Origin of the sequence: Nocardia sp. NPDC003269 (assembly GCF_042888005.1) — a bacterium.
Taxonomy (GTDB): Bacteria; Actinomycetota; Actinomycetes; order Mycobacteriales; family Mycobacteriaceae; genus Nocardia.
On sequence record NZ_JBIAPA010000002.1, the window covers coordinates 1,605,708 to 1,627,656 of the forward strand.

The window sequence follows — 21,949 nt, forward strand, 5'->3', positions numbered from 1 at the left end:
CGGAGCATTTCGCCGCTATTTCCGCCGCAGATTGTCGAGAATCCGCTGAACCTGGGCCCGGGCGACAGCGTCGAATTCCGCTCTGTCGACGCGCGATTCCGGTGGCCCGGTACGGCTGAGTACGACCAGCACCGAGAGATTTCCGTCGAGTACGTCGAAAAGGTATTCGTCGTCGATGCTGGGACCATATTTGTCGGCGGCGTGCCGCCAGTAGCTGTGGGTGCCGATCCCTGTGGACTCCCCGGACGTCAGATCCGCCAACTCGGACTCGCCCAGCAGGCGGGCGCCGACGACCTTCCTGGCGGCCAGGTCGTCGGCGGTGGTGCCGTCGGTCGTTTCGATTCTGATCCAGAGGTCCGCGGTGTTCGTGGGCGACGCGGCGCCGATCGAATGCCCGTAGTAGACACGGCAATCCAGCGTGTCGTAGCCCTGACCCTCGGGCTTGTCGACCTCCTCGTGGGTGGGCGCGCGCCGTGGCGCGGACGCCCACCGGATCAACGGCGCGGTGTCCACCAGCGCGCACGCATCGCGCACGGTGTCCGTCGAGTAGCTCGCGGCTTCCGGCGGTGCCGCCACCGGAACGGCCGCCGGGGCGCTGTTCCGGCCGATGACCACGCCGATCGCCACCCCGAGAACGAGAACGACCACCAGTGTGACCGCACCGGCGACGAGCAGGGCCGGACCGGGGCGACGGGGAGATGGGGGAGCGGGCGCGACGACGGCCGTTTCGGGCCGATCACCGGGGCCAGTCGACTGCGGAGCGGACATGCTGATTCGTGGCCTTCCTGTTCCGGATTCCGATCGTAGGGCGTCGGTACCAGCGCGGCCACCGGCGCGATCGTGGCCGGTCGCCGCCGGGTTAACGCATTCCGCAATTCCGAGGTCAGGAGCGGGGTGATGAATTCCGCACCCCAGGGTTTCTATTCGGAGGCGCGGTAATTCCCGAGACTTTATGTACCGACGCACACGGCGACGGAAACGAAGAAAGGGAACAAAGAAATGCACACCACCATCGAACTCCTCGACACCGAAATCGCTCGCGAGCTGGACGCGCTCGAGGCACTCTTCGCGCTCCCCGCTGACGATGCCGATCGGTCCTCTCACATCTACGCCTACCGGTACTGATCGTCCGTTCGGCCGTCGCCGGGGGCGAGGCACTCGGCTTCGCCCCCAGACCGTGAAGGCAGGAATTCCTTTGAGCGTCAGACATATCGAATCTGTCCGCGCGCTGGCGGACAACCGATATCTCGTCACGGGATACGACGCCGCGCTCCAGCTGCTCGCGGACCGGCGGATGTCGAATGATCCGGCCAACGGCGCGGACCGGCACGCGGATATCGCCGCGCAGCCCGCGGCGACGCAGCGCCACAGCACGAGCATGCAGATGTGCGACGGGGCGCGGCACACCCGGCTCCGGCGCGCGGTGGCGCCCACGCTCACGCCGCGCCGCTACGACGACCCCGTCGAGCGCATGCGGGGGCGGGCCACCGGCCTGCTCGACGCGCTGCTCGCGCGCGGCGGCGGCGACCAGGTCGCCGAGTTCGTGCTTCCGCTGGTGTTCTCCGTGATCTGCGACCTGCTCGGGGTCCCGGACGACGACCGTGACCGAGTGCTCGGGTGGGCCGAGGCGTCGACCATGCCCGATCCCGAGGTCAGCGAGCCGGGCACCGCCGCCCTGGACACCTACCTGGCCGCGCTGCTGGCCACCAAGGCCGAGCAGCCCACCGATGATCTGAGCAGTGAGCTCGCCGCGTCCAGAGCCGCGGGCAAGCTCTCGGACGCCGAAGCCGTCGGCACGGCCGCGCTGATGATCGTCGCCGGCTACGAGACGACGGTCAGCTTCGTCAGCATGTCCGTCTTCACCCTCCTGATGGCGCCCCGGCTCCAGTGCGCGCTGGCCCGGCGGCCGGAATCGCTGCCGGCGGCCGTCGAGGAGCTGTTCCGCTACCTCACCCCCACCCAGGGCACCTGGACCAGGTTCGCCCTGGACGACGTGCCGATCGGTGACGTCGTCATCCCGGCGGGCAGCGCCGTCGTGGTGGATCTGGTCGCCGCCAATCGCGACCCGGACCGCTTCGACCATCCCGATCGCCTCGATCCGGCCCGCGCCGACACCAAGCATCTGGCCTTCGGACACGGCCCGCACTACTGCCCCGGCGCCACCCTGGCCCGCAAGCAGGCGCAGGTCCTCCTCGGGGTCCTGCTCCCGCGCCTGTCCGAACTGCGGCTCGCCGTCCCCGTCACCGACGTGCGCTGGCACCGCAACCGCTTCAGCAAGCGCCCCGGCGCGCTCCCGACCACCGTCCTCGACTCCCGCCCGGAGGCCATCGCGTGACCGCGACCATCCCGACCCTCACCCGTCGCTACGTGGTGCTGAACGTCCTCGGCTGGCTGCCGACCGGGCTCTGCGCGCCGGTGCTCATCCTGCTGCTGGCCGCGCGCGGGATCGACATGGCGACGATGGGCGCCCTGCTCGCGGCCTACGGTCTGACCGCCGCCGCCCTCGAACTGCCGACCGGCGGCCTCGCCGACGTCGTCGGCAGGCGCCCGGTGCTGATCGCCGCCTCCCTGCTGTTCCTGGTGTCGACGATCTCGCTCGGGATCGGCACCGGTGTGCTCGTCCTCGGGGCCGGGATCCTGCTCGAGGCCGCGGGCCGGGCGCTGGACTCCGGGCCGCTACAGGCCTGGTACGTCGACGCCGTGCACACCGTGGACGAGGACGCGGATCTCACCTCCGCGTTCGCGCACGGCCGCACCGCCGGGTCGATCGCCCTCGCCGTCGGTGCGCTGGCCGGTGGCGCGCTGGCGGCGTTGGTCCCGCTGCCGTCGGCTGGGCCGGTGCTCGCGCTCTCGCTGCCCTATCTCGCGGCCGCGGGCGTCATCGTGGTCCGGATCGTGGTCCAGCTGGCCTGGGTCGGGGAGACCGTCCGCCGTCCGCGCGCCGATCTCCGGGCCGTGCTCGCCGATATCCCGCGCACGGTGCGGGTCGGCATCGGCACCTGCGCCCGCGTCGGTGTGCTGCGCCGCATCACCGTGCTGTGCGGGGTCATCGGTGTCGTGCTGGCGGCGGTCGAACTGCTCGCGCCGTTGCAGATCGCGGCGAGCCTCGGCGGGGACGGCCGGGCCGTCGGCGCCTTCGCGGTCTTCACCGCGCTCGGCGGCTTCGCGATGGCGGCCGGAGCGGCGGCCTCGCCCACGCTGACGCGGCTGCTCGGGTCCGTCCGGCGCACGGTGGTCCTCGCGCTGGTGCTGACCGCGGTCGCCGTCGCCGCGCTGGGCACCCCGATGCTGCTGGTGGTCGCCGTCGGCTATGTGGGCGTCTACCTCGCGCTCGGGGCGCCGGAACCATTGCTGGACACGCTGACCCATCGCGCCGCGACGGCCGGGGAACGCGCCACCGTCCTGTCGGTCCAGTCGCTCGCCCTGCGGATCTGCGGCAGTGTCGGCGCGCTGGCGGCGGGCGTGCTCGCGGCGCACGTCTCGGCCGCCGCCGTGTGGGTCCTGGTGGTCGCGGTGCTCGGGCTCGGCGCCCTCGTCGCCACCGGGCTCCCCGGCCACGCACCGGCGGCCACCGCCACCGAGGCCGGGCCGGTGCTCGAGCCCGCCTGAAACCCTGCGAGCACGGCCGGACCGATCCGGCCGGGGAACGTAGGCCTTCGGCGGCATCGCCCGAATTGGCCCGGACGTCACCGGCGGTTCGTGTGGTGCGGTCGCGGAATTCCGGTGGATCCGGTATGCCGTACCTGTGAGGATCGAGCGGGCCGCGCGGCCAGGCGGCGGACAGGTCGACGCGCGATGATCTGCCCGCACTGCGGCAAGAACGTGCTGCACCGCGAACGCGGAAAGCGTACCTGCGCGAAATGCGGGCGGCTGTTCGCGCTCGAACCGAAGGAGAGCCCGTTCCGGCTGCACGACCTCCGGATGCGCAGGCTGATCGACCGGCTCGGGGACGGCCGGAATCTGCGCTACACGCTGCCGCAACTCTGGTACGCCGCGGCGCGGGGACGCCTCCGCGACCCGGGGGAGACGTTCTTCGGCATTCGGATGGGAGTCTCGATCGCGCTCGGCATCGTGATCTTCGCGCTGGCCGTCACCGGGCTCGTCTACTGGGCCCTCGCGCTCGGCGCGGGCGTGGCCGCACTGGTGGGGGTGAACGTCCTGCTGACCGCGCTGCGGCCCCGGTATCTGGCGACCACCCTGGTGCCGATGCCGGTCACCTACGCCCGATTCGAGCAGTTCGTGGTCGCCCGGTGGGTCCAGGTCTACGGCGCGCCGCCCGCGGGTTCGGTCGATGGCCGGACCCCGCTGCCGCCCTTGCCCGCCCGCCCGCGGTTCGCGGTGCTGTGCCCGGACAGCACTGTGCTGACCTGTCTTTCGGCCAACAATGTCGCCGGACTCTGGGGTATGGCGCCGGTCGGCCGGATCGATCAGCTGCCGCCGGGTGTCCCCGTGCTGGTCCTGCACGACGCCAGCGTCCCCGGCATCACCTACGTCGCCGCCGCGCGCGCCGCCCTCGGCGCCCGGGTGGTCCCGGTCGGGCTCGCGCCGCGCGCGGTGCTCGGCAAGGCGAAGGCCATACGGTTGCGCGAGGGCAGGCCCACCGCCGACGACCTGGCCCGGATCGGCGGCGAGCGACTGACGGCGGCGGAACGCGCCTGGCTGGCCGACGGCTGGCAGACGCCCCTGGCGTCGGTGCCACCCGCCGCCCTCCTCGCGGCGCTGGGCAGCGCGGTGGATCGGGTCGAGCGGGCGCTGGATCCGGATCGGCGGCGCGCCGCGGCGGTGGGGTTCCTGACGTGGCCGACCCGGTGACCTCGGCGGTCCTGCGCCGGGCGGTGCGGATCGCGGTGCGACGGGCCGGTGCGCCCGGCGACGTGCGATTCACCGAGCGCCAGCTCTACTACGAGGTCTGCCGCGTCCTGCTGCCGCTGCCGCGCGGGCTCCGCCGCCCCACCTTCACCGTCCCGGCTCCCGTGCGCTACCCGGACTTTCGCGCCGCGCTGGCCGCGCACGGTCCGGTACCCGGCCTGCTCGTCCCCGAACCGCCCCGGGCTCGGCCCGCCGGTCGGCACACCACCGAACCGGACCTGTTCGACTACGGCCTGCCCCGGCTGCTGGTGTGCGAATCCACCGAGATCGCCCAGATGCTGCGCGCCAACGGCATTCCGATGGAATCCGCCTGCCCGGTGGTCGGCGCCGGCGAACTGCCGCTGGACCCGCGCGTGGCGGGCATGCTGACGCTGGTCGAGCGGTCGGCGGTGTTCCTGCTCCACGACGCGACCCCGCACGGACTGACCTTTCCCGATCGCGTGCGCGTGCTGACACCGATCCCGGACGGCGTCCGGGTGGTTCCCCTGGGATTGCGTCCCCGGCAGGCGGGCACCCTGCACGCCACCCACCGGTCGGCACCCGCGCCCCGCACCATCGACGCCGTCGTCGATCCGTGGGAACAGGACTGGCTGCGCCACGGCCGCGGCGTCGAGCTCGCGGCCGTGCGACCCGCCGCCCTGCTGCGCACCGTGCACCGGCTGGTCCGCGAGGTGCGGATCCGCGACACCGCCACGCAGTGGAATCGCCTGCGCACCACCGGCTTCCTCACCTGGCCCACCGCATGAAAGGACCGGACCATGTCGGTGCGACAGCACGTCACCTACACCGATGAACTCCTCGCCGACGGCACCGTGCACCGGCACTACTCCGACGGCCACCGCGAATGGCGCACGCGCGGAGCGGGTTTTGTCTCGTGGCGGGACGACCGCGGCGGCTCCGGCCGCGACGAACCGCTGGGGCGCACCCTGGTGAAGCGGACCTACGCCGACGGCCGGGTGCTCTACGGCCGGGAATCCGGCTACGGCCGCACCCTGTGGGGCGACGGCGTCCTCACCGTGAACCGCTCCTCCTTCGGCGGCCGGGTCGGCACCATCCTCGCCGCGGTCGCCGGTGGCGCGCTGCTCGGGGCGCTGGTGATGCCGCCCGAGTTCCTCTCCCCGGCCGAGGAAGAGGAACTGCGCAGGCAGGCGGCGGCGTCCTCGTCGAGCGATTCCGGCGGCGGCGGTTCCGACGACTACGGCACCTGGAGCGACGACTCCGGCGACGACGGCGGCGACTTCGGATGAGGGAGTACTGATGTCGCGCTGGTGCGCCTTCCTGACCCCCGCCGATCCGGCCGGTGCCGTCCGCGCCGTCGGCGGCGACCCGGTCGCGGTGAGCGCCGGCAGCGCCCTCGGCCTGCTCGCCGGATCCGGCGCGGCGGCAGGGTATTTCACCGCGGGGGAGTACCAGGCTGTCGGCGCGGTCACCCTGTTCAACGCGCGGGCGCTGCGCACCGCGCTCGGCGCCGACGCGCCGCCACCGGACTGCGCCGACGGCGACCTGCTGCTGCGCCTGTACGCAACGTTCGGCACCGCGGGCATCGCCAGGGCGGACGGCATGTTCGCGCTGGCGATCACCGACGGCCCCGAGCTGGTCCTGGTCCGCGACCACGTGGGCACCCGCACCCTGTTCTACGCCCGCGCCGGCGACGCGTGGGCCGCCTCGGGATCTGTTCGCGCGGTGGCGAACTGGCCGGCGTTGCGCACCGGACTGCACCTGCCCGCCGTGCGCTCCTTCCTCACCTTCGCCTACCTGCCCGGCCGCGACACCTTCTTCCGCGACGTGCACGAGGCGCTGCCCGGCCGCTGCCTCCGGTTACGCCCCGACGGCACCTCGGTCGAGGAAGCCTACTGGGAGCCCGCCGAATCCGTCGACGACCTGCCCGCCGCCGAGCACGCGCTGACCCTGCGCGCCCTGCTCGACGACGCGACCGCACGGCGGCTGCCCGCGGGTGAGCCGGTCGGCGTGCTGCTCTCCGGCGGAATCGACAGCAGCCTGGTCACCGCGCTGGCCGCCAAGCGCCACGACCACCCGGTCCGGACCTACTCCATCGCCTTCACCGGGACCACGCCCAACGAACTCGCCTACTCCGGCCTGGTCGCCGCGCACTGTCACACCGAGCACCGGGTGCTGACCGTGCCGGGAGAGACCGTCGCGGCCCGCCTCGCCGACACCGTGGCCCTGCTCGACTGTCCCGTCGGCGATCCGCTGACCGTTCCCAATCTGCTGCTGGCCGAGGCCGCCGCGGCCGACGGCGCGCGCGTGGTCCTCAACGGCGAGGGCGGTGACCCGGTCTTCGGCGGCCCCAAGAACCTGCCGATGCTGATCTTCGAACTCACCCGCGACGATCCGGACCCGGTGGCCCGCGCCGCCGCCTACCTCGACAGCTACCGCAAATGTCTCGGTGACCTGCCGGTCCTGCTCAGCAGTGACGCGCTCGCCGCACTCGACGGCGCCCCGCCGCTCACCGACCTGCTCACGCCCCTGCTCACCCCGGGGCCGATGACGAGCCTGCTCAACCAGCTGCTGCACACGAACCTGCGCACCAAGGGCGCCCACCACATCCTCACCAAGGTCGAACGGCTCACCGCCGCGGCGGGAGTCGAGGGCAGGGCGCCGCTGTTCGACCGCGCCGTCATCGACCATGCCTTCCGGGTGCCGCCGCGGCTCAAACTCGCCGGCGCCACCGAGAAATGGATTCTCAAGGAAGCCGTCCGGGACCTGCTGCCCGCCACCATCGTCGACCGGCCCAAGAGCGGCATGCGGGTACCGGTGCAGCAGTGGCTGGCCGGTCCGCTGCGCGATCTCGGGCACGAGCTGCTGCTCGGCCGGTCCGCCCGGGCGCGCGGGCTCTTCCGCGAGGACACCATCCGCGCCTGGTTGCGTGGCGACGGCGCGCTGCTGCCCCGGCAGGGCGGCAAATTGTGGTTGGTGCTGTCGCTGGAACTGTGGTTGCGTGCCTTCGAGGTCACCTGAGCGCGAGGAGTCACCACCGTATGGCCGCACCGAGGATCAAGCACGCCGCGGACGACGAGAACGAGATCCACGACGTGGCGAACTTCGCCGACGCGGGTCGCAACACGGTGACCCCGGTGGCGAGTCTGCCCGCCGAGGTCGCGCTGGTGGTGGTGCGGACCTTCGCCGAGATCGTCCGCACGGCCAAGACCGTCCACGCCGCGACCACGCCGGACGCCGACGGCATCGTCCGCGCGCAGACCTTCGAGGAGGGCGACGTCTACATGATCGAGAAGCCCTTCGACGGCTTCTTCGCCGACCGGTACCTGATGGACTTCTACGACGTCACCGAGCGGGGGATCTGCTCGCGGATGCACCTGCACACCGGCCTGCGCTTCGTGCGGATGATGACCGGACCCGGCACCCACATCCGGGTCAGCAGCCTGTCCCCGTTCGAGGTCACCCACGTCGAGGGCGTGACCCCGTTCCGGCCCGACCAGTTCACCGACGACCTGCCCGACCTGCCGCCGGGGCAGCACCGGACCCGCTACAACCTCGTCGTGCCGCCGTGCTCGTTTGTGGACATGCAGATCCCGCGCGGAGTGAGCCACCAGTTCAACGCCTTCGGGCCGCACGCGGTGATCGACTCGGTGCACCCGGAGGAGTCCATCGAGGTCTTCCGGGAGCGGATGTCCGGCTTCCGGATGACCGCGCAGACCGTCTTCCTGGCCGAGACCGCACCGGATGCGGCGACCTGCGCCGAACTCTCGGTCGCCGGCGACTGACCGGAACCGTCGTCAGCCGGTCAGCGAGCGGGCGCCGGTGGCGATCTCGGTGGCCTCGGCCAGCTCCAGCCGCAGTTCGCGGTCCGGGGCCGACGCGGGACCGTCGTGGTGGGTGACGCCGTCGGCGGTGATCACGTAGTGCAGCACGGTCTCGCCGATGTGCACGGTGACCGTGCCCGCGGGGACCAGCTCGGCGACGGCGTGGCCCAGCGGCAGCGCCAGCCAGTGCGCGCGCACGGCATCGGTCGGGGCGCGATCGCCGAGCAGGGGAGCGCCCCAGGCGGACAGTGCGTCGAGGACCGGGCGCAGGGCGCGGCCCGAGTCGGTCAGCTCGTAGCTGGACCGCATCCCGTTGCGATGATGGACGAGGATGCCGTCGCGCTCCAGGTCCTTGAGCCGGGTGGCCAGCATGTCGGTGCTGATCCCGGGGAGATCGGCGAGCAGATCGCTGTAGCGGCGCGGGCCCGCGGTCAGTTCGCGGACCACGAGCAGGGTCCAGCGGTCGCCGACGAGATCCAGGGCGCGGCTGACCGAACAGTAGTGGGCGTAGCTTCGGCGTGGCACATGTACTACCTTAACCATGGGCTTGGAAAAACCAAGTGAAATCTTGGAAATACCAAGTAGTGTGTGCGGCAACCACGCCTCGGAGGGATGTTCATGCAGGTCAAACAGTCCAGCAAGCTGTCGGGAGTGTCGTACGAGATCCGCGGCCCGGTCGCCGAGGAGGCGGCTCGGCTCGAGGCCGAGGGGCATCACGTCGTCAAGCTCAACACCGGCAACCCGCTGCTCTTCGGCTTCGACGCGCCCCCGGACCTGTTGCAGGACATGGTCCGGACGCTGCCCACCTCCACCGGCTACAGCTCGTCGAAGGGCCTGCTCTCGGCCCGGCGCGCGGTGGTGCAGTACTACCAGACCCTGGGCGTCGACGACGTGAGCGTCGAGGAGGTCTTCCTCGGCAACGGTGTCTCCGAGCTGATCATGATGGCGATGACCGCGCTGCTCGAGAACGGCGACGAGGTCCTGGTCCCCGCCCCGGACTTCCCGCTGTGGACCGCCGCGACCGCCCTCAACGGCGGCACCCCGGTGCACTACCTGTGCGACGAGGGCGCCGACTGGTACCCCGACCTGGCCGACATCACCGCCAAGATCACCGACCGCACCCGCGCCATCGTGCTGATCAACCCGAACAACCCCACCGGCGCGGTGTATCCGCCGGAGGTACTGCGCGAGATCCTCGAGATCGCCCGCAGGCACAACCTGGTCGTGTTCGCCGACGAGATCTACGACAAGATCTACTACGACGATCTCGAGCACACCGCCGTCGCCTCGCTCGCCCCCGACCTGCTGTGCCTGACCTTCTCGGGCCTGTCGAAGAACTACCGCGCCGCCGGCCTGCGTTCGGGCTGGCTGGTGGTCTCCGGGCCCACCCAGCACGCCGCGAGCTATCTCGAGGGCCTGACCATGCTCGCCGGACTGCGGCTGTGCGCGAATGTGCCGGCGCAGCAGGCGATCCAGGCCGCGCTCGGCGGGCATCAGAGCATCTACGACCTCACCCTGCCCGGCGGCCGCCTGCGCGAGCAGCGCGACCGCGCCTGGGAAGCCCTCAACGCCATCCCCGGTGTCTCGTGCGTGAAGCCGAAGGGCGCGCTCTACGCGTTCCCGCGCATCGACCTGGACATGTACCGCATCCACGACGACGAGAAGTTCGTCCTCGATCTGCTGCTGCAGGAGAAGCTGCACATCGTCCAGGGCACCGGTTTCAACTGGCCGCGCCCCGACCACTTCCGCATCGTCACCCTGCCGCACGCCGACGAGCTCGAGGCCATCATCGAGCGCATCGGCCGCTTCCTGGCGACCTACCGGCAGTGACACCACGGGTGCCCGGCGGCGCGAGCGAGGTGGCCTGGCACGGTTCCGGGGCCGTGCTCCGTCCCGGCGTACTCGCCTTCACCGGCACGATCGGCGGGACCCGGAGCCACGCCCATCACGCCGTGCAGATCGTCGTGGCCGACGGGCTGGTGACCGTGGTCGACGGCGACGGCCGGGCCCACACCGGGGCCGAGATCGTGATCCCGCCCGACACCGAGCACCGCATCGACACCGGCGGTGCGACCGGGATCGTCGTGTTCCTCGACCCCGATTCCCCGGCCGGTCGCGGGGCGGTGCTGCGGGTCGCGACCTCGGGCTGGTGCGGCGGCCCCGCCCTGCGCGACCCCGCCCGGCGGATCGCCTCGACGGCGGCCTTCGTCGACGACCTGCTGACCACCTTCGCTGCGGCGAGCGGTGGCGCCGCCCGCCCGCGGCATCCGGCGGTCGTGGCCGCGGTGGCCGCGCTGCCCGCGATGGTGGCGCGCGGACCGGTGCGCACCGGGGAGGTCGCCGCCGTCGTCGGCCTGTCGGCGAGCCGGCTCACCCACCTGTTCACCGCCCAGGTCGGGCTGCCGCTGCGCCGCTACATCCTGTGGCTGCGGCTGATGAACGCCGCCGAGCTCGCGCGGGCCGGGCGGGATCTGACCACGATCGCGCACGCGACCGGTTTCGCCGACAGCGCGCACCTCACCCGCACCTGCCGGGAGATCTTCGGCCTGCCGCCGTCGGCCCTGACCGGCGCGCTGGTCCGGGACACCGGCGGCAGCCGAATCGTTCAAGCGCCGACCGGGGACCGGCGCCCAGGCTGAGGGGCATGAACCTCGCTGTACGCCGCCTCGCCCGCTACGGGTACGTCCCGCTGATGCTGTTGGGGGTCAACGGGATCGGCATCGCGCTCGCCGCCGCCCATGCCCCGAAACCCTGGTTGCTGCTCGTGCTCGCAGTGGCGATCGCGACCTCGTTCGCGGTCGAACGGGTGATCCCATACGAACCGGAGTGGAACGGGACCAAGGCCGACAGCGTCCGCGACCGGGTGCACGCGGTGGTGAACGAGACGCTGATCCTGGTGAGCGTCGCGGTGATCCCGCTGCTCGCCGCGATCGTGCCCGCGCCGGGCGTGTGGCCGGGTGGTTGGCCGTTCGTGCTCCAGGTGGTCCTCGCCGTCCTGATCGCGGACGCGGGCATCACCCTGGTGCACCTGGCCAGTCACAAGATCGGGGTGCTGTGGCGCTTCCACGCCGTGCACCACAGCGTCACCCGGTTCTACGGACTCAACGGCCTGATGAAGCACCCGCTGCACCAGACCGCCGAGATGGCCGCCGGTGTGGCCCCGCTGATCCTGCTCGGCCTGCCGGTCGACGTCGCCGCCGCGCTGGCCCTGGCCGTGGCCGTCCAGCTACTGCTCCAGCACTCCAACGCCGACTACCGCGTCGGTCCGCTGAAATACGTGCTCGCCCTCAACGAGGGACACCGCTTCCATCACCTCAAATGGGCCGGGGTCGGCGACGTCAACTTCGGCCTGTTCACCCTGCTCTGGGACCACCTGCTGCGCACCTACAGCTACGATCCGCAGCGCCGGTTCAGCTCCGAACAGCTCGGCATGGCAGCGCATCCCGACTATCCGGTCGGCTACCTCGACCAGCTGATCGCGCCCTTCCGCCGCCTCACTTGAGACCCGACCGGACGAAGGCGTTGACGATGTGGCGCTGCAACACCAGGTACAGCAGCAGAACCGGCAGGCACGCCAGGCTCGCCAGCGCCATCATCGGCCCCCACTGGTCGCCCTCGGTGCCCATGAAACTGCGCAGACCGAGCTGGAGCACATCGTTGGACTGACGCAGCACGACCGCGGGCCAGAAGTACTCGTTCCAGGCGTTGATGAACAGCAGGATGCCCAGCGCGGCGAGGGCCGGACGCAGGTTCGGCACCACCACCGTCCACAGGATCGCCCAGGAGGACCGGCCGTCGATCTTGGCGGCGGCGACGAGCTCCTTCGGGAACGCGTTCATGTGCTGACGCAGCAGCAGGACCGCCAGCGCCGAGCACAGCGTCGGTAGCACGCAGCCGATCAACGTGTTGATCAGCCCCAACCGGTTGAGCAGGATGTAGTTGGGCAGCATGGTGACCTGGAACGGCACCAGCCAGACGCCGACGAACGCCAGATACATCAGCCGCTGCAGCGGGAAGGTGTACATCGCGAACGCGTACGACGCCAGCAGCGCGATCAGCAGCTGGCCCGCCGCGGACAGGATCGCCACCACGAACGTGTTGACGATCAGTCCGGTGACATCGACCTTGTGCGCCGCGTCGAGGTAGTTGTCGATCGACAGCGGCCACGGCAGCGGCGACAGCGAGGTGACGTCCTGCGGCCTGCGCAGCGCGGTGGCGAACAACCAGTAGATGGGGAACACGCACACCAGCGCCGTCCCGGCGAGCAGCAGGTGGCTGCCCGCCTGACGGAGACGATCAATCATCATGAACGGCAACCTTTTCCGAGATCCAGACCAGCACGGCCGCCAGTGCGCCGAACCCGACGAACAACAGCACACCCGCCGCCGCGCTCAGGCCGGCGTCGAAGCTGTGGAACGCGTAGTCCCAGAGCAGGTAGTAGATGTTGGTCGTGGCCTGCGACGGCCCGCCCTGGGTCATCGAGTCGATGAGCGGGAACGACAGCGTCGGGCTGAGCAGCACGGTCGTGAGCACCAGGAACAGCAGCGTCGGCGACAGCAGTGGCAGGGTGATCCAGCGCCGGATCTGTCCCGGCGTCGCGCCGTCGACCTGCGCGGCCTCGCTGTAGTCGCCACTGATGCCCGCCAGACCGGCCCACACCACCAGCACCGCGAAACCGAGCAGCTGCCAGCCGGTGATCAGCACGATCACCGCCTGCGCTGTGGACGCGTCGTAGACCCAGTTGCGGCCGGAATCGACCAGCTGGTCGACGAATCCGGACCCGGGATGCAGCAGCCAGCGCCACACCGCCGCCGCCGCGACCGGCGCGACGAGGAACGGCGCGAAGACCAGCGCCTGATAGACGGTGCGGGCCCGGCCCTGCACCTTCCGGCTGGCCAGCGCGATCAGCACCGGCAGCACCACCGTGAACGGCAGCAGGCCAAGGATCAGCGTCGCGGTCCGGCCCAGCGAGCCCCAGAACGCCGGAAGATCCAGCAGCCGGGAGTAATTGGCGGTGCCGACCGCCTTCATCGGGGCGGTCGGCAGCAGGTTCCACGACACCGTGGACAGCTGCACCGCCTGCACCAGCGGCTGGTAGGTGAACACCACCAGCAGCACCACCGCGGGCGCCAGATAGAGGTAGGGCGCGATCAGGCGCAGCGCCTTGCGCCGGGTGAACCGGCGCGGACCCGCCGCAGGGGCGATGATCGCCGCCTGCGCCGGGTCCTGCCTGTCGTCGATGACGAACATGTCACCGCGTCCGCGCGGCGATCGCCGCGAGCTGCTCGAGCACCTCGGCCTCCGGCCGGTCGTAGACCGCGGTGGCCGGGGTCGCCTCGATCGCGGTGGCCAGCACCGTCGAGCCGACCACATCGATCCGGCTGTAGCCGAATCCGGTGAACCCGCGGTGCCTGCCCGCCGGGGGCATCGGATCGATCCGGTACGACAGCGCGGGCCCGATCCACACCGGGATGCCCGCGACCGACGCGGCGGCCGTCAGATGGTTGTGCCCGCACAGGATCATCCGGACATCGGACCCCTCGAGCACCTCCGCCAGCCGGTCGGCGTCCTCGAGCTTGAGGAAGTCGGCGGTGGCGACGGGGGAGGGCAGCGGCGGATGGTGCAGCACCAGCACGGTGCCCCGCGGGGCGGGCGTGCGCAGCTGCACACTCAGCCAGGCCAGCTGCTCGAGTTCGAGCCTGCCCTCGTGCCGCATCGGCGTGGTGCTGTCCAGCGCGATGATGCGCAGGCCGGCGACCTCGACGGTGCGATCGTGCGGCAGCGAGGTGTCCACCGAGCCGGGAGCCAGATCCAGCAGCTCCTCGCCGAAGGCGGCGCGTTCGTCGTGATTGCCCATGACGTACACGATCTCGGCGCCGATCTCGGCCGCGACCGGTTCGACGGCCGCCCGCAGCCGCCGGTACGCCTCGGGTGACCCGTTGTCGGACAGGTCACCCGAGAGCACCAGGGCGTCGACGTGCTGCCCGGCCTCGCGCAGGTGGGTGAGCACCCGGGAGAGGTTCGCGTCGGTGTCGACGACACCGTGGACGAGCTCACCGGCCGGGCGCAGGTGGGTATCGGTGAGCTGGACGATGGTCAGATCGCTCATGCGACCGGCAGGAGTTTGGTGCCCTCTGCCTGCGCAGCGGTCAGCGTGGACTGGGGGTCCTTGCCCTGGAACACGACGGCCTCGACGGCGTCCATCATGCCGTCGCGCATCTGCAGGTAGTTGTTGCCGGGCATGGAGACCCAGGGCTCCATGGCACCCAGCTGGGCGACGTTCGGCTTCAGCAGCGGGTTCTTGGCGGCCCAGTCCTTCAGGCCGTCGGGCTGGTCGAGCAGTCCGGTGCGCAGCGGCAGGTAGCCGATGTTCTGCGAGATCTTGATGTAGGACTCCTCGCTGGTGAGGAACTTGATCAGCTCCCAGGAGGCGCGCTGCTTGGCCGGATCGTTGGACAGGATGTGCAGGCCCGCACCGGAATTCGTGGGCACGGTGGGCTTGCCCGCGAAGGACGGCATCGGCGCCGACTGCAGGTCCCACTTGTCCTTGGCGCCGGTGACGAAGGTGCCCTGGATGGCGCTGGTCTCGAGGATCATGCCGATCTCGCCGCGCGCGAAGGCCTCGTAGCCCTGCTTCTGGTTCAGCTTGGGCATGCTGCCCGTGGTCACCAGGTCCTGCGCCATCTTGGTCACCTCGACGACCGGGGCGGCCGCGTAGGTGAGGGTGCGGCGATCCTCGGAGATGACCCGGCCGCCGTTGGACCGCACCAGCGACTGGAAGCACCAGTCCTTGGCGGTCTTGGTGAGGCAGTCGATGTACACGCCGCCCTTGCCGGTGCGGTCGACGATCTGCTTCGACGCGGTCGCGACGTCGGCCCAGGTGGCGGGCGGCTTGGCCGGATCCAGCCCGGCCTCGGTGAACAGCGACGCGTTCAGGTACAGCACGGGGGTGGAGAAGACGAAGGGCACGCCGTAGGTGTGGCCGTCCCAGTCGTCGAGGACGCGGGCGCGCGGGGCGTAGGCGTGCTTGCCGTCGAAGTTGCGGGCCACCTCCTGCTTGCCGACCAGGGTGTCGAGCGGCTTGGCCTGCAGCTGGTGCACGGTGAAGTCCAGGTCGGAGAAGCCGAGCTGGGCCACGTCGGGCGGGGTGCCCGCGACCATCTGGTTCTGGATGCTGGAGATGGTGTCGGTGGCCGGGTTCGGGCTGTTGCCCTGCGGCTTCTGCGCGGTGACCTTGATGTTGGGGTACTTCTTGCCGAAGTCGGCGATCAGCGCGTTGAACGTGTCGGTCCAGGCGCCGGCGAGCCCGTAGTTGTAGGACTCGAACACGATCGAGACCTGCTGGTCGGGCGTCAGCTCCGGAATCTGCGCGGTCGTCGTGGTGTCCGAGGACACGGTGCCGCCCAGACCGCAGCCGCTCAGGGCGACGGCGGTGGTGAACACCACGCCCAGGATGGGCAGGGTGCGTTTCATGGTGGTTCTCCTCATCAACGGTTCGTGCGGTGACTCAGGGGACGGGCACGGCAGCCGCGTCCAGGCTGGGGGTCGACTCCGGTTGCGGCGCTCGCCAGGTCAGGCGCAGGCCGGTGTCGGGATCGAACAGGTGGATGTCGGCGGGGTCGACCCGCACGGCGATGTCCTCGCCGACGTGCACCCCGGCCGGGCGCGGCGCGCGCACGCACAGGCTGGTCGTGCCCGCGTCGAGGTGCACCAGCTCCTCGCTGCCGAGGTTCTCGACCATGCGCACCCGGCCGCGCACGGCGCCCGCCGTGGCGTCGATGCGCAGGCGCTCGGGGCGGATGCCGGCGATCACGGCGGTGGCGGTGTCGAGTTCGTCGGTGATGTCGAGCGCGGCGTCGACACCGTCGGCCGTCACCCGCAGGGCACCGCCGCGCGACTGGACGACCGCGGGGAACAGGTTCATCGGCGGTGATCCGAGGAACCCGGCGACGAAGGTGGAGCGGGGCTGGTCGTAGAGCTCGGCGGGGGTGCCGCACTGTTCGACCCGGCCCTCGTTGAGCAGCGCGATGCGCGAGGCCATCGTCATCGCCTCGACCTGGTCGTGGGTGACGTAGAGGAACGTCGCGCCCAGTCGCTGGTGCAGGGCGATGAGTTCGGCGCGGGTCGCGCTGCGCAGCTTGGCGTCCAGGTTCGACAGCGGCTCGTCCATCAGGAACGCGCCGGGGTCGCGCACCATGGCGCGGGCCAGCGCCACGCGCTGGCGTTGCCCGCCGGAGAGCGCGACCGGCTTGCGGTCGAGCAGCGCGGACAGCTCCAGGGTGGCAGACACCTCGGCGACCCGCTGGGCGATCTCGGCGCGCGGCGTGCGCCGGGCCCGCAGCGGGAAGCCGATGTTCCTCGCCACCGACAGGTGCGGGTAGAGCGCGTAGCTCTGGAACACCATCGCCAGGTCGCGACGCTGCGGCGCCGCGTCGGTGACATCGTTGCCGCCGACCAGGATCCGGCCCTCGCTCGGCTCCTCCAGCCCGGCGATCATCCGCAGCAGGGTGGACTTGCCGCAGCCGCTGGGGCCGAGCAGGACCATGAATTCACCGTCGGCGATGTCGAGGCTCACCTCGCGCACCGCGTAGTCGGTGTCGAACTTCTTCGACACCGCATCGATCTGCAGTCGTGCCACGTCTCTCCTTCAGGCCGGCGCGGTGCCGGCGGTGATCCACTGCGACACGCCTGCCGCGATCGCGGGCGCGTCCTTGAGCCAGGTGAAGTGGTCCAGGTGCGCGACCGTGGAGTTCTCGTCGAGGTGCCACTGGGTGACCGCGGCCGACGGCATCCGCGAGACCAGGAAGTCGACATTGGACTTGGGGCCGAGCACGTCCTGCGACAGCGAGATCGCCAGCACCGGCAGGGTCATGTTCGCCAGCAGCGTGTTGTAGCGGCGCTTGCTGCCGCTGGGGCGGTAGTAGCTGGTGAGCGAGTGGATCGACCAGTCGACCATCACCCCGCCCGGCATCGGCGCCGGGATCAGCACGCCACCGGGCCAGTGCCCCTTGACCCGCGAGACCAGGCCGATCCACTGGATCTGGCTCAGCGCCTCGAACCAGCGGCGCGGGCCGAACGCCCACCAGAACACGGTGCCGGTGCCGATCACGGTGACCCCGGCGACGCGCTCGGGTTCGGCGGCGGCGAACAGCAGCGCGAGCTGACCGCCCAGGCTGTGCCCGAACAGGTGCAGCGGCGCCTGCGGGAACCGTCCGTTGACCGCGGAAACGATGGCGGGCAGGTCGATTTCGAGCATCTCGCGGTAGCCGAAGTCGGTGTGCTCACCGAGCGCGGGCTCGGCCTCGCCGTGCGCGCGCAGATCGCAGGTCGCCACCGAGAGGCCGGTGGCGTGCAGTGCCTTGGCCAGCGACTGGTAGTTGCGCGCCTTCATCGCCATGGCGGGCAGGATCAGCACCACCGGGGCGGTGGGGTCGTCGGCGGCCAGCCAGCGCACGGTGAAGCGGACACCGTCGGCGGTCTCGATCGTGGTGGCGTCGGGCGTGGTCGTCGTCATGACGCGTCCGTTCCGGCGATGCGCACATCGCACACGTAGTCGAAGGTGAATTCGGCGGTGAGCACGTCGTTGTCGTCGAGCAGCTCGGCGCGGCCGGACAGCTCGAACCGGGTGGACTCGGTCGCGGCCAGGACGGCGGCCAGGCCGTCGGCGTCGACGGTGGCGACGGCGCGGATGCGGCCACGGGCGGGCTTGCGGTAGGCGGCGGTGCCGCCGCGCAGGACCAGCCGGTCGACGGTGAACAGCCGGTGCGCCGCCGCGCCGACGAAGGCCGCGGCGCCCGCGATGTCGGCGGCGGTGAACAGCGCGCCTGCGTGCACGGTGCCCATGTGGTTGCACATCACCGGTTCGGCCGGGATCTCGACGACCGAACGGGCGGGGGAGATCTCGGTGATCCTGGTGCCGACGTGCGCGCCGAACGGCACCAGGGCCTGCGAGGCGTCGCGCAGGTAGTCGTAGTCGACGGCGTCGAAGTCGAGGGCGGGGTAGGCGGCGCCGAATCCGGCGATGCTGCGGGTGGTCATGGGGATGTCCTCTCAGCGCGGTCCGCGCAGGACGCGCCGCGCGATCGACCAGCGCAGCACCTCCGACGGACCCTCGTAGATGCGGAAGGCCCTGGCTTCCACCAGGAATCGGGCCACCAGGTGGTCCTCGCAGACACCGAGACCGCCGTGCAGCTGCACCGCGCGGTCGAGCACCCGCCAGACCGCCTCGGAGACGAAGGTCTTGGTGATCGAGGCCTCGTGCCGGGCCTGCGCGGAGGCGGCGCCGTGCTCGTCGATAGTGGCGGCGGTGGACCGGATCAGGCTGCGCGAGGCGGCGATGTCGATCTCGTTGTCGGCGATGAGGCCCTGGGCCAGACCGTGGTCGGCGATCGGCACCCCGAACGAGTACCGGCCGCTGATGTGCTCGGCGGTGAGCTGCTGGGCGCGCACGGCCAGGCCGAGCCAGTTCATGCAGAACACCAGCCGCGAGGGCGCCAGCCGGACCGCGGCCAGGTCCAGGCCGCGGCCCACCGCGCCCAGGATCGCGGACTCGGGGACCTCACAGTCGGCGAACTCGATCTCGCAGTGCCCGCCGGGCGCGCTGGTGTGGTCCAGCGTCGGCATCCGGCGGCCGACCTTCAGGCCGGGGTTGTCCTGGTCGACCAGGAACATGGTCGGGCCGTCGGTGGTGGAAGCGACACAGATGGTGAACGCCGCGCCCTGCGCGCCGGTGGTGAAGTGCTTGCGGCCGTTGATGACCCAGCCGGAATCGGTCTCCTCGGCGACGGTGGCCAGCATGCGTGGGTCCGAGCCGGCGCCGGGCGCGGGTTCGGTCATGGCGATCGCGGAGCGGACCTCGCCGGAGGCCAGCGGGGCCAGATACCGTTCGCGCTGTTCGGGGTTCGCGACCTCGGCGAGCAGGTGGATGTTGCCGTCGTCGGGCGCCCAGGCGTTGACCGCGAGCGGGCCGAGCAGGCTGGCGCCCGCCGCCTCGAGCACCTCGGCCTGGGCCCTGGTGTCCAGGCCGAGGCCGCCGTAGGCGGGATCGGAGAGCGGGCCGAAGACACCGGCCTCCTTGGCCTTCTTCTGCAGGTCGAGGCGCAGGGCGTCGTCGGTGACCCGGCCACCGACGACGACCTCGCGTTCCACCGGGATGACGTGGTCTTGCACGAACTGCCTGGTCTTGGCGACCAGTTCCGCCACTGGAGTCATGCCGTCAGTGTCGGGCGGCCCACCGGTGCGGCGGCGGGGCGATAGTGAATGTCGATCGGTCCAATCGACTCGCCGCGCCGCTCGGGCGACCGTGCCGGATCTCGCGCACGGTGAGACTCGACAACCATGCGGGCGAGGGGATGGCCATGACCGACGTGAGCGTGCGGGTGATCGAGCGCACCGACGAAGCCGACGCGGTATTCGCCCTGGTGCTGGCCGCGGTCGACGGCGGGGAACTGCCCGCGTGGGCGCCGGGCGCGCACATCGACGTGGCGGCGGGGGCGGCCGGTGTCCGCCAGTACTCGCTGTGCGGCGACCCGGCCGAGCGGGACCGGTGGCGGATCGCGATCCTGCACGAACCGAACGGCCGCGGCGGTTCGGCGCATCTGTTCCGGACGGCGCTGCCCGGCACGACCCTGTCGGTCTCGGTGCCCCGCAACAACTTCGAGCTGGCCGAGTCCACCGAGTACACCTTCGTCGCCGGTGGCATCGGGATCACCCCGATCCTGCCGATGATCGCCGCCGCCGAGCGCGCAGGTGCGCGCTGGACGCTGCACTACGGCGCGCGCTCGCGCACCCACATGGCCTTCGCCGAGGCGCTCACCGCGCGGTATCCGGCGGTGCGGCTGCTGCCCCAGGACGAGTCCGGCCTGCTGCCGGTAGCCGACATCGTGGCCGAGCGGCCCGGCGCGACCGTGTACTGCTGCGGTCCGGAGCCGCTGCTCGCGGCGGTCGAGGCGGAGGGACAGCGGCAGAGCGTCACGGTACGGACGGAACGCTTCGTCCCCCGGCAGCTCGAGTCGACCGGTGCCGACCGGGCCTTCGAGATCCAGCTGGCGCAATCCGGGCGGACGCTGCGGGTCGCCGCCGACCGCTCCATCGTCGACGTTCTGGAATCGGCGGGCGTCGCGGTCATCACCTCCTGCCGCGAAGGAACCTGCGGCAGCTGCGAGACCCCCGTCCTCGACGGCGCGGTGGAGCACCGCGACTCCCTGCTCACGGCCGAAGAACGCGAGAGCGGCAAGACGATGATGCTGTGCGTCTCCCGTGCCGCCTCCGACGTGCTGGTCCTCGACCTCTGAGTTCCCGTCCTCGGCCGATCCCGAATTGGCGCGCGTTGGTCGTCCGGTCGGCGGAACGCTGTGCGCGTTCAGTAGATTCGACCGATGACCGCGACCTCTACCGCCCTGTACTGCGGGACGCACTGGGACGAGCAGGGCCGGTGGTTCTACGAGCTGATCCGCGAGGACGGCAGCACCGAGCTACTGCCGGGGATCGGGACCCGGTTGGCCTTCCGGCTCACCGGCGGCGGTCGGTTCTGTCTCGGATATCACGGGTTCGGCGCCGGGCGCCGGGGGCGGCAGGCGTGCCCGAGCCGGGCTCGGGTGGAGAGCGGCAAGCAGTGTGCGCAGTGCCGGATCACCGAGGGCTGGTCGGTGGTGCACAGTCATCGGGGGCCGCTCACGGCGCTGCCCGAGCAGGTGCGCGGATACGTCGCGCAGCCCCATCACCTCTACATCGCCTACTTCGGTGACGGGATGACCAAGGTCGGGACCGCGTCGGCGGTGCGGCGCCAGCGGCGGCTGTTCGAGCAGGGCGCGCTGATGGCCCGCTTCATCACCGACTCCCCGGACGGGCTGCACGTGCGCGAGCTGGAGCGGGTCGTCTCGGAGCGGGCGGGGCTGCGACAGGCGGTCGCCGGCGTCACCAAGACCCGCATCCTCACCAAACCGCTGCGCCCGTGGTCGGCGCTGGAAGCCGCCGTCGCCGACGCGGCCGCGCACGCGGCGAGCACCCTGCCCGACGACATCACCCGTACCGACACCGCGTGGTCCGGCGGCCGGGACTTCTACGCCACGATCCTCGCGCGCGGCCGCTACGCGGACGCCGTCGAGTTCACCGAGGACTCGGGCGAATACGTCCTCGACGCCGTCACCGCCCACGGCCACACCATCGCCTGCGCCGACGACGCGGGCGACGGTGAGCTGGTCCTGGTCAACGACTCCCGGCTCATCGGCCGCCGCATCGAACTCGACCCCACCATCACCGCCGTGACCGCACCGGCCCAGACCAGCCTGTTCTGACCG

Annotated in this window: 23 protein-coding genes; 13 read left to right on the forward strand and 10 right to left on the reverse strand. The window is 71.3% G+C overall.

The features are described 5' to 3' along the window. Nucleotides 1-15: 15 nt before the first annotated feature. Entirely contained in the window at nt 16-627 is a 612-nt protein-coding gene (locus ACFYWJ_RS17795; protein WP_355275824.1) for a hypothetical protein, read from the reverse strand. Nucleotides 628-999: 372 nt separating this feature from the next. On the opposite strand from ACFYWJ_RS17795, the gene ACFYWJ_RS17800 reads away from it, so the two are divergent. The 8 genes from ACFYWJ_RS17800 (at nt 1,000) to ACFYWJ_RS17835 (ending at nt 8,612) form a co-directional block, all read left to right on the forward strand. Next, nucleotides 1,000-1,125: a hypothetical protein gene (locus tag ACFYWJ_RS17800; protein ID WP_355275822.1), complete on the forward strand. Its 126-nt coding sequence runs from the start codon at nt 1,000-1,002 to the stop codon at nt 1,123-1,125. Between the two features lie 70 nt (nt 1,126-1,195). Next, a complete protein-coding gene (locus ACFYWJ_RS17805; RefSeq protein ID WP_355275820.1) occupies nt 1,196-2,335 on the forward strand; it encodes a cytochrome P450 in 1,140 nt (379 codons plus the stop codon). After that, nucleotides 2,332-3,609 carry an MFS transporter gene (locus ACFYWJ_RS17810; protein WP_355275818.1) on the forward strand — a complete coding sequence of 426 codons (1,278 nt, stop codon included), beginning with the start codon at nt 2,332-2,334 and terminating at the stop codon, nt 3,607-3,609. The genes ACFYWJ_RS17805 and ACFYWJ_RS17810 overlap by 4 nt, the downstream gene beginning before the upstream one ends. 186 nt (nt 3,610-3,795) lie before the next feature. Continuing rightward, on the forward strand, nt 3,796-4,812 hold the full coding sequence (locus tag ACFYWJ_RS17815) for a hypothetical protein (RefSeq protein WP_355275817.1): 1,017 nt from the start codon (nt 3,796-3,798) through the stop codon (nt 4,810-4,812). Continuing rightward, nucleotides 4,797-5,615: a hypothetical protein gene (locus ACFYWJ_RS17820; protein ID WP_355275815.1), complete on the forward strand. Its 819-nt coding sequence runs from the start codon at nt 4,797-4,799 to the stop codon at nt 5,613-5,615. Before ACFYWJ_RS17815 ends, ACFYWJ_RS17820 begins: the two co-directional genes overlap by 16 nt. Nucleotides 5,616-5,627: 12 nt before the next feature. Then, a complete protein-coding gene (locus ACFYWJ_RS17825) occupies nt 5,628-6,116 on the forward strand; it encodes a hypothetical protein (protein WP_355275813.1) in 489 nt (162 codons plus the stop codon). Between the two features lie 10 nt (nt 6,117-6,126). Next, on the forward strand, nt 6,127-7,848 hold the full coding sequence (locus ACFYWJ_RS17830) for an asparagine synthase-related protein (RefSeq protein ID WP_355275811.1): 1,722 nt from the start codon (nt 6,127-6,129) through the stop codon (nt 7,846-7,848). A gap of 20 nt (nt 7,849-7,868) precedes the next feature. Continuing rightward, nucleotides 7,869-8,612 (forward strand): hypothetical protein, encoded by a 744-nt coding sequence (locus tag ACFYWJ_RS17835; RefSeq protein WP_355275808.1) that lies wholly within the window; start codon nt 7,869-7,871, stop codon nt 8,610-8,612. A 12-nt stretch (nt 8,613-8,624) separates the two neighbouring features. On the opposite strand, the gene ACFYWJ_RS17840 is transcribed toward ACFYWJ_RS17835, so the two are convergent. After that, nucleotides 8,625-9,176 carry a helix-turn-helix domain-containing protein gene (locus ACFYWJ_RS17840; protein ID WP_355275806.1) on the reverse strand — a complete coding sequence of 184 codons (552 nt, stop codon included), beginning with the start codon at nt 9,174-9,176 and terminating at the stop codon, nt 8,625-8,627. Nucleotides 9,177-9,269: 93 nt separating this feature from the next. On the opposite strand from ACFYWJ_RS17840, the gene ACFYWJ_RS17845 reads away from it, so the two are divergent. From ACFYWJ_RS17845 to ACFYWJ_RS17855, 3 genes are read left to right on the forward strand one after another with little or no spacing between them, the layout of a single operon-like run. Further along, the gene (locus tag ACFYWJ_RS17845; RefSeq protein WP_355275804.1) at nt 9,270-10,481 is read left to right on the forward strand and encodes a pyridoxal phosphate-dependent aminotransferase; all 1,212 of its coding nucleotides are present in this window, start codon (nt 9,270-9,272) and stop codon (nt 10,479-10,481) included. After that, nucleotides 10,478-11,290 carry a helix-turn-helix transcriptional regulator gene (locus tag ACFYWJ_RS17850; protein ID WP_355275802.1) on the forward strand — a complete coding sequence of 271 codons (813 nt, stop codon included), beginning with the start codon at nt 10,478-10,480 and terminating at the stop codon, nt 11,288-11,290. Before ACFYWJ_RS17845 ends, ACFYWJ_RS17850 begins: the two co-directional genes overlap by 4 nt. Before the next feature lie 5 nt (nt 11,291-11,295). Then, nucleotides 11,296-12,153 (forward strand): sterol desaturase family protein, encoded by an 858-nt coding sequence (locus tag ACFYWJ_RS17855; protein WP_355275800.1) that lies wholly within the window; start codon nt 11,296-11,298, stop codon nt 12,151-12,153. Here ACFYWJ_RS17855 and ACFYWJ_RS17860 read toward each other — a convergent pair. The 8 genes from ACFYWJ_RS17860 to ACFYWJ_RS17895 are packed head-to-tail and all read right to left on the reverse strand — an operon-like array spanning nt 12,146 to nt 19,862. Continuing rightward, complete coding sequence (locus ACFYWJ_RS17860; RefSeq protein ID WP_355275798.1) at nt 12,146-12,958, reverse strand: carbohydrate ABC transporter permease; 813 nt, start codon at nt 12,956-12,958, stop codon at nt 12,146-12,148. The two genes, ACFYWJ_RS17855 and ACFYWJ_RS17860, sit on opposite strands and share 8 nt — an antisense overlap. Continuing rightward, nucleotides 12,948-13,901 carry a sugar ABC transporter permease gene (locus tag ACFYWJ_RS17865; protein ID WP_355275796.1) on the reverse strand — a complete coding sequence of 318 codons (954 nt, stop codon included), beginning with the start codon at nt 13,899-13,901 and terminating at the stop codon, nt 12,948-12,950. Before ACFYWJ_RS17865 ends, ACFYWJ_RS17860 begins: the two co-directional genes overlap by 11 nt. A 1-nt stretch (nt 13,902) precedes the next feature. Further along, nucleotides 13,903-14,760: a metallophosphoesterase gene (locus ACFYWJ_RS17870; RefSeq protein WP_355275794.1), complete on the reverse strand. Its 858-nt coding sequence runs from the start codon at nt 14,758-14,760 to the stop codon at nt 13,903-13,905. Beyond that, complete coding sequence (locus tag ACFYWJ_RS17875; protein WP_355275793.1) at nt 14,757-16,124, reverse strand: ABC transporter substrate-binding protein; 1,368 nt, start codon at nt 16,122-16,124, stop codon at nt 14,757-14,759. The genes ACFYWJ_RS17870 and ACFYWJ_RS17875 overlap by 4 nt, the downstream gene beginning before the upstream one ends. A 34-nt stretch (nt 16,125-16,158) precedes the next feature. Continuing rightward, nucleotides 16,159-17,289 (reverse strand): ABC transporter ATP-binding protein, encoded by a 1,131-nt coding sequence (locus tag ACFYWJ_RS17880; protein WP_355275791.1) that lies wholly within the window; start codon nt 17,287-17,289, stop codon nt 16,159-16,161. Nucleotides 17,290-17,298: 9 nt separating this feature from the next. Beyond that, nucleotides 17,299-18,165: an alpha/beta fold hydrolase gene (locus ACFYWJ_RS17885; protein WP_355275789.1), complete on the reverse strand. Its 867-nt coding sequence runs from the start codon at nt 18,163-18,165 to the stop codon at nt 17,299-17,301. Then, complete coding sequence (locus ACFYWJ_RS17890) at nt 18,162-18,689, reverse strand: YiiD C-terminal domain-containing protein (protein WP_355275787.1); 528 nt, start codon at nt 18,687-18,689, stop codon at nt 18,162-18,164. Before ACFYWJ_RS17890 ends, ACFYWJ_RS17885 begins: the two co-directional genes overlap by 4 nt. Nucleotides 18,690-18,701: 12 nt before the next feature. Then, a complete protein-coding gene (locus tag ACFYWJ_RS17895; protein ID WP_355275786.1) occupies nt 18,702-19,862 on the reverse strand; it encodes an acyl-CoA dehydrogenase family protein in 1,161 nt (386 codons plus the stop codon). A gap of 140 nt (nt 19,863-20,002) precedes the next feature. On the opposite strand from ACFYWJ_RS17895, the gene ACFYWJ_RS17900 reads away from it, so the two are divergent. Together ACFYWJ_RS17900 and ACFYWJ_RS17905 are read left to right on the forward strand one after the other, a co-directional pair. Continuing rightward, the gene (locus ACFYWJ_RS17900) at nt 20,003-20,944 is read left to right on the forward strand and encodes a PDR/VanB family oxidoreductase (protein ID WP_387162786.1); all 942 of its coding nucleotides are present in this window, start codon (nt 20,003-20,005) and stop codon (nt 20,942-20,944) included. Between the two features lie 84 nt (nt 20,945-21,028). Continuing rightward, a complete protein-coding gene (locus ACFYWJ_RS17905; protein ID WP_355275782.1) occupies nt 21,029-21,946 on the forward strand; it encodes a hypothetical protein in 918 nt (305 codons plus the stop codon). The last annotated feature ends 3 nt before the right edge of the window (nt 21,947-21,949 follow it).

Excerpts from the sequence above, each read along its gene's own strand:
- ACFYWJ_RS17905 (WP_355275782.1), top strand. The coding sequence starts at position 21,029 with ATGACCGCGACCTCTACCGCCCTGTACTGCGGGACGCACTGGGACGAG.
- ACFYWJ_RS17870 (WP_355275794.1), bottom strand. The coding sequence starts at position 14,760 with ATGAGCGATCTGACCATCGTCCAGCTCACCGATACCCACCTGCGCCCG.
- ACFYWJ_RS17835 (WP_355275808.1), top strand. The coding sequence starts at position 7,869 with ATGGCCGCACCGAGGATCAAGCACGCCGCGGACGACGAGAACGAGATC.
- ACFYWJ_RS17875 (WP_355275793.1), bottom strand. The coding sequence starts at position 16,124 with ATGAAACGCACCCTGCCCATCCTGGGCGTGGTGTTCACCACCGCCGTC.
- ACFYWJ_RS17855 (WP_355275800.1), top strand. The coding sequence starts at position 11,296 with ATGAACCTCGCTGTACGCCGCCTCGCCCGCTACGGGTACGTCCCGCTG.
- ACFYWJ_RS17825 (WP_355275813.1), top strand. The coding sequence starts at position 5,628 with ATGTCGGTGCGACAGCACGTCACCTACACCGATGAACTCCTCGCCGAC.
- ACFYWJ_RS17900 (WP_387162786.1), top strand. The coding sequence starts at position 20,003 with ATGGCCATGACCGACGTGAGCGTGCGGGTGATCGAGCGCACCGACGAA.
- ACFYWJ_RS17845 (WP_355275804.1), top strand. The coding sequence starts at position 9,270 with ATGCAGGTCAAACAGTCCAGCAAGCTGTCGGGAGTGTCGTACGAGATC.
- ACFYWJ_RS17815 (WP_355275817.1), top strand. The coding sequence starts at position 3,796 with ATGATCTGCCCGCACTGCGGCAAGAACGTGCTGCACCGCGAACGCGGA.
- ACFYWJ_RS17890 (WP_355275787.1), bottom strand. The coding sequence starts at position 18,689 with ATGACCACCCGCAGCATCGCCGGATTCGGCGCCGCCTACCCCGCCCTC.
- ACFYWJ_RS17830 (WP_355275811.1), top strand. The coding sequence starts at position 6,127 with ATGTCGCGCTGGTGCGCCTTCCTGACCCCCGCCGATCCGGCCGGTGCC.
- ACFYWJ_RS17865 (WP_355275796.1), bottom strand. The coding sequence starts at position 13,901 with ATGTTCGTCATCGACGACAGGCAGGACCCGGCGCAGGCGGCGATCATC.
- ACFYWJ_RS17895 (WP_355275786.1), bottom strand. The coding sequence starts at position 19,862 with ATGACTCCAGTGGCGGAACTGGTCGCCAAGACCAGGCAGTTCGTGCAA.
- ACFYWJ_RS17860 (WP_355275798.1), bottom strand. The coding sequence starts at position 12,958 with ATGATGATTGATCGTCTCCGTCAGGCGGGCAGCCACCTGCTGCTCGCC.
- ACFYWJ_RS17800 (WP_355275822.1), top strand. The coding sequence starts at position 1,000 with ATGCACACCACCATCGAACTCCTCGACACCGAAATCGCTCGCGAGCTG.
- ACFYWJ_RS17885 (WP_355275789.1), bottom strand. The coding sequence starts at position 18,165 with ATGACGACGACCACGCCCGACGCCACCACGATCGAGACCGCCGACGGT.